Annotated in this window: 3 protein-coding genes; all 3 read right to left on the bottom strand. The window is 42.9% G+C overall.

Features of this window, described 5'->3' with window-relative positions; translation table 11 throughout:
• Positions 1-822: 822 nt before the first annotated feature.
• On the bottom strand, positions 823-1,056 hold the full coding sequence (locus VF500_RS06695) for a hypothetical protein (RefSeq protein ID WP_330858922.1): 234 nt from the start codon (positions 1,054-1,056) through the stop codon (positions 823-825).
• A 445-nt stretch (positions 1,057-1,501) separates the two neighbouring features.
• Positions 1,502-3,649, bottom strand: coding sequence for a TIM-barrel domain-containing protein (locus tag VF500_RS06690; RefSeq protein ID WP_330858921.1), 2,148 nt, complete (start codon positions 3,647-3,649; stop codon positions 1,502-1,504).
• 4 nt (positions 3,650-3,653) lie between these two features.
• A partial coding sequence (locus VF500_RS06685; RefSeq protein ID WP_330858920.1) for a glycosyl hydrolase family 95 catalytic domain-containing protein occupies positions 3,654-5,353 on the bottom strand: 1,700 nt, incomplete at its 5' end.

Raw genomic sequence — 5,353 nt, 5'->3', positions numbered from 1 at the left:
CTTGACCAAGCTGTTCCGTGCTAATTAGAGCATCTTGTCATATTAATGAATTTTAAATTCGGCCGACACAACTAAATCGAGAGTAGGTAAAACCGAATGGTTCTGTCATCCCCCGTCACTTTTGAAAGAATCAAAACGGCTTCTTCATTACGCTTAGGCACTGGTCTGACCTGTGTAAAAAGAAAATTGGGGACAATTGATGTCCAAGTGAGTATCGATGGAAAATTACTTCATTGAAGATTAAGCTTAGGTATTATTTAGAATTACAGTTATTTCTTTTTTGCAAGGTAGGCAATCACATTTCAAACGCAAAGCCTCAATAAATAAACTGCTTTAACACGACACAGGTGCTATTTGTTACGTTACAAGGTAACTTTAAAAGTTCTTCTACTCGATTTAGAAACTTTCGGATTTTTATACACCATTATTATTATGTATTTTAGCATATACTAAGTAGCATAATTAAGGTCAGTTTGCGCCCATCTGGAGAGCGCACGGTGAGCAGGATCAAAAATCCCGATATTGACATTGACAGTGAGCCCATTACGTGATTTTTCACGTTCCCTCCGGCTCCACTTGAGGAGATGAACAGATTTGTTTATCTCCTTTTTTATTTTATCAAAGATCTAATTTTTAGGTAATTACAAATACACAGTCTCCTAATTTAAGGTGTTCGAAATTTCCTCATGAAAACTTATAGTAACCAACTTTGCATTAGAAATCTTGTATAATATTATAAAAACAATGATTTCGATGTTCGAATTCCCTTTATCTATCCGGACAAATGCCTCTTAAATTTGTGTTTCAGAAAATAATGACCGGCTAAGCAGCAGTACTGTTATTTTTATAATAAGTCTTTGCTAAAATGTAAAGAAAATCTAAAATTACCTTTGCTTGGTCTTCATTGACAATTATGCCATTACGTTTTAATGCTTTGATTGCTCGATCAATCTTTACACCCTTACTTGCAACTATTGCTGATATCTTATTTTTAGTATACTGTATTTTAATCGATTGCAGATCGAAGATTTCCGAAAGAGCGCTGTTGATATTCAATGGTTCTATATTTCGTGTGCTTGAATTTATTGATGAGGGCGGTGAGAAGGTCAATGATATATCGTTTACCTGATATGTCCTGATTCCTATAATTGGAGGTTCCGGAAACCCTGATCAAACCATTCCGTGCTATTTGGAGCACCAGTTCGTGTAAATACAAAACAGGAGGCATCTTTACTTTCAATTGATTAGCATGATTAAAGTGTAGCAGAATCGCCATACCCGCATTTCCGGAACAATGAGATCATGCCCCCAAGAATGTCCAGTCTATTCCTCTGTCTGCTGCCAAATTACAGATCTGCCGTATTAAATCAATGACCGGTTATTTGCGGCCCGCCATTTTTGCGCGGGATATCAAACTCCAAACCAAGTGCAAATAAACCTAACCAGTTGATTTTAAACTACTATCATTAAACAAAAGGCTATTTACCACTTTAATAACTTATTAATCGGTCATGGATTTAAAGGTTATTTTTCCAATATTATCAGGTTTACCTTTTAGCGCGGGAGAAATAGAACCTATTAATTTCCCATTCTTTTTAATGGCCGTAATCTTACGGAATGAATAGTTGCCTTTTTCGTAATTAAATGTTTCACCGTCATCATCATATAATGAATAAACGCCGGGCTTGTTGCCATAATGCCTGATCTCGAGATTAACCTTCAGCCCTGCTTTTGGCGCGTGCAGCATTACGGGCATCATGGGGATAATTCCACCGTCTTTTATATAAACAGGAATCTTATCCAGGCCTGGTGTAACGCTGATCACCTCACCATCACCCGCATACTTCCCGGTATAAAAGTCATACCATTTACCTTTGGGTAAGATCACCTTTCTGCTGGTTTCGCCCGCAAATAAGGGAGCCACCAGTAAATATTCGCCGGCCATGTACTGGTCTTTAACCTCTTTGGTCGTGGCTTCTTCATAGGGGTTTTCCTCCAGGTTTAGCTGTTTCTTCTCAGTTTTGCCTTCAGAATTCCCAAAACCTTCTTCCATGTACATGGCCCTGAAAGGCGGGATGCCTTCAAAATGATATTTTGCAAATTCACTGTACCAATATGGCATCATCTGCATCCGCAGGTTTGCCATGGCTTTAACCTGTTCAGCAACCTCGGGAAACGACCAAGGCTTGGTACCGCTTGCCCATGCATTGATCATCGCCATTGGCGAAAACACATTTGACTGGAACCTACGCAGCCATTCCTCTCCTGTTTTGGACGACCGTACTTCAGGCGTCCATAATACCCCGGCAAAACCGCTATTAACCAGCGCTGTAATAAAGTCCCTGTGATCGTAATAATCGTTATAGATCACATAAGGAAATGATGAACCGCCCCCATTTGATGCACGTACCAGGCCAAATGTGCGCTGGTTACGCTGATGGTAAATTTCGCTCGTATAACGCTGCATCATCAGTCCATAGGTTTGACGCATCTGTTCGGCAGCATGACCGGATGGAAAAACAGCTACATCGGGCCATAAATAATTGTCGCCCCCATCAACCTCATCCATTTTATAGCCGCTGACCCCGATATCTATCTTTCCCTTTTCCAACTCGCCGAAAAAGATTTTACGGGCTTCAGGCATACTGATGTCCGGTACGATGCCGTTCCAAACCGTATGCGAGCCGCTGTATGGCAAAATACTTTTATAAACCGGCGCTTGTGGTGATACGTAGGGATTAGTCCATAAATTGAGCCTGATGTTCTTTTTCAGCATGCCCTGTACCAGTGCTTTGGGATCAGGGAACCGGCCCGGGTCCCATTCAAAAGTACAGGGATACGATTTACTTTGCCAGCCGGGTTCAAGACCAATAAAATCAAGCGGATAACCTTTTTCCTCAAATGCCTTTGCTTCATCTTCAACGCCCTGTGCGTCGGTTAAACGCTGCATTCGTTGCGTAAAGCCCAATCCCCAGCGCGGTGGCAGACAGCCGCCGCCATTTAATAAATTATACCGCCTTACAGCATCCAGCATGGTAGGCCCTGCAAATACATAGATCTCAGTACCGGCAGCCGGCACGAGCATTTCTACCCCGTCCGAATACGGGTGCGAACTCCATGTTTTATCCAGGTTACGGTCTTTCACATCAGGCGGTATTTTGCTATCGCGATTCACTGCTGTACCGGCGTACACGTTGATATACCTTGCCGAATTAATAAACACACCATAACCCTTTGATGACACGTAGAATGGGGTTGGCGCATGCGTACGGCCATTATCTTTACCTGCATAATTATCAACATGAAGGGTCAATACCTTTCCCCGTTGAAATACAGTTTGAAAATTTAAACCAAAGCCGAACAATTGTTCTTTTTTTTCGAGAGGAAACCTGAGATAGGTTTTACCATCCTGTACCCTGCCGGTAATTTCCTGCTGTGATAAAGGAAAACCGGCAGCCGGCATTTGCTGTAAACCGGCATGATAAGGCTGCGCGCCTGAAGCTTTCAACAGGTCAAATTCTTCGGGCTTGCCGATTACACCTTTCCAGATCCCGGGTTCCACCTCTGTCCAACTAATGGATTGCGCATGGATCGTTGCAGCCAAACCTAAAAACAAACAAAACAGCAAATAGTATTTAAAATTCTTCATAGTACTACATGGGGATAACAGTGTAGGTTTTGCCTTTTTTGGTGGCAAAATCAATTAAATAACCTTTATTAAATGATATGTCCGGGAGTTGGGCGGCATCTGCCTTTTGATAAGCTGGTTTCGCAGGTGCCGCGTTTAATGCATTAGTATTTGTACCAATGGCAGTTTTACTGCTTTCCTCTACAATCCTTACAGGGATAGGTGTACGCAGTCTGCAATTTCCTCCGATATTTGATTTGATGATCGCTTTGCTCAGCTTTCCTTTTTTCCAGTCGATAGCCACCTCAAAATTTCCGCGCGCCTTAATCCCTTTGATGCTGCCATCGGGCCAGGCATCGGGCAGGGCCGGTAATAATTCTATTTCGCCATCCTGGCTTTGCAGCAGCATTTCGGTGATGCCGGCTGTTCCTCCAAAATTTCCATCAATCTGGAAAGGTGGGTGTGCGTCAAACAAATTAGGATAGGTACCGCCCCCGCTCATTTGTGCCTTTTTCTGCAATGGGTCCATGTAATTAAATGCAGCGGCCAATATTTTATAGGCATGGTTACCATCGTGCATCCGCGACCACCAATTTACCTTCCAGGCCATTGACCAGCCTGTGCTTACATCTCCGCGATAAATCATAGATTGCTTTGCGGCCGCGGCTAACTCTGGTGTGTTAAACACCGAGATTTGCTTGCCGGGAAACAGGCTAAACAGTTGTGAGATATGCCTGTGCGTATCTGCTGTATCATCCCAGTCTTTAAACCATTCCTGCAACTGACCGTGTTGGCCAATGTGAAACGGATACAGTTTACTGTATGCTTCAGCTACCCTGGCGGCGAAGGCCTTATCGGTACCCAGGATTTGCGCACTGTTGATACAATCCTGGAACAATTCCCGAATGATTGACATATCCATTGTAGAGGCCATACTTACCAGGTATTCTTTACCATTGATCTTTACCGTATTTTCAGGCGATGTTGAAGGATTTGTTACCAGGTAACCCGTGTTTGGATCGGTGACCAGCCAGTGCAGCATAAATTGCGCAGCACCTTTCATAATGGGATAAGCGGTTTTGCTTAAAAAGTTTTCATCACCGGTAAAAAGGTAATGATCGTATAAATGAAGGCTCATCCAGGCCCCGCCCATTGGCCAGGCCGACCATCTTACCGAACTTTTAGGGTCCTGATCGAAATTACCGACTGTGGATGTTTTAGCCCAGATATCGGTATTATGATGCTCAACCCAGCCTTCATCAATATTATAATTCACTTTGGCCGTGATTTTACCGTTTATGGCGAGCTCATTCAGAAAATCAAACAAAGGCTGATGGCATTCTGAGAGATTGGTATTCTCGGCCAGCCAGTAATTCATTTCTGTATTGATATTGGTGGTATAATTACTGCCCCATGGTGGTATCACTTGGTCGTTCCAGATTCCCTGTAAATTGGCCGGGGCGCTTCCCGGCCTTGAGCTGGCAATGAGCAGATAGCGCCCAAATTGATAATACAAAGTTTGTAATTGCTTATCAGGCTTTGCTATATCGATTTTTTTAAGCCGCTCATCCGTAGGTTGTTTTACGATTTCACTATCAGCGCCTAAATTAAAACTCACACGTTTAAACAGATGCTGGTAATCGGCAATATGCCTTTGCTTAAGCTGTGCATACTTTTTTTGCTCTGCGGCCAACAGATTTCTATCAGCCTCAATGGCGGGGTCTT

It is taken from the genome of Mucilaginibacter sp., from assembly GCF_036383575.1.
Taxonomy (GTDB): Bacteria; Bacteroidota; Bacteroidia; order Sphingobacteriales; family Sphingobacteriaceae; genus Mucilaginibacter.
This window is presented reverse-complemented; position numbering and strand designations above follow the sequence as displayed.

Excerpts from the sequence above, each read along its gene's own strand:
- VF500_RS06690 (WP_330858921.1), bottom strand. The coding sequence starts at position 3,649 with ATGAAGAATTTTAAATACTATTTGCTGTTTTGTTTGTTTTTAGGTTTG.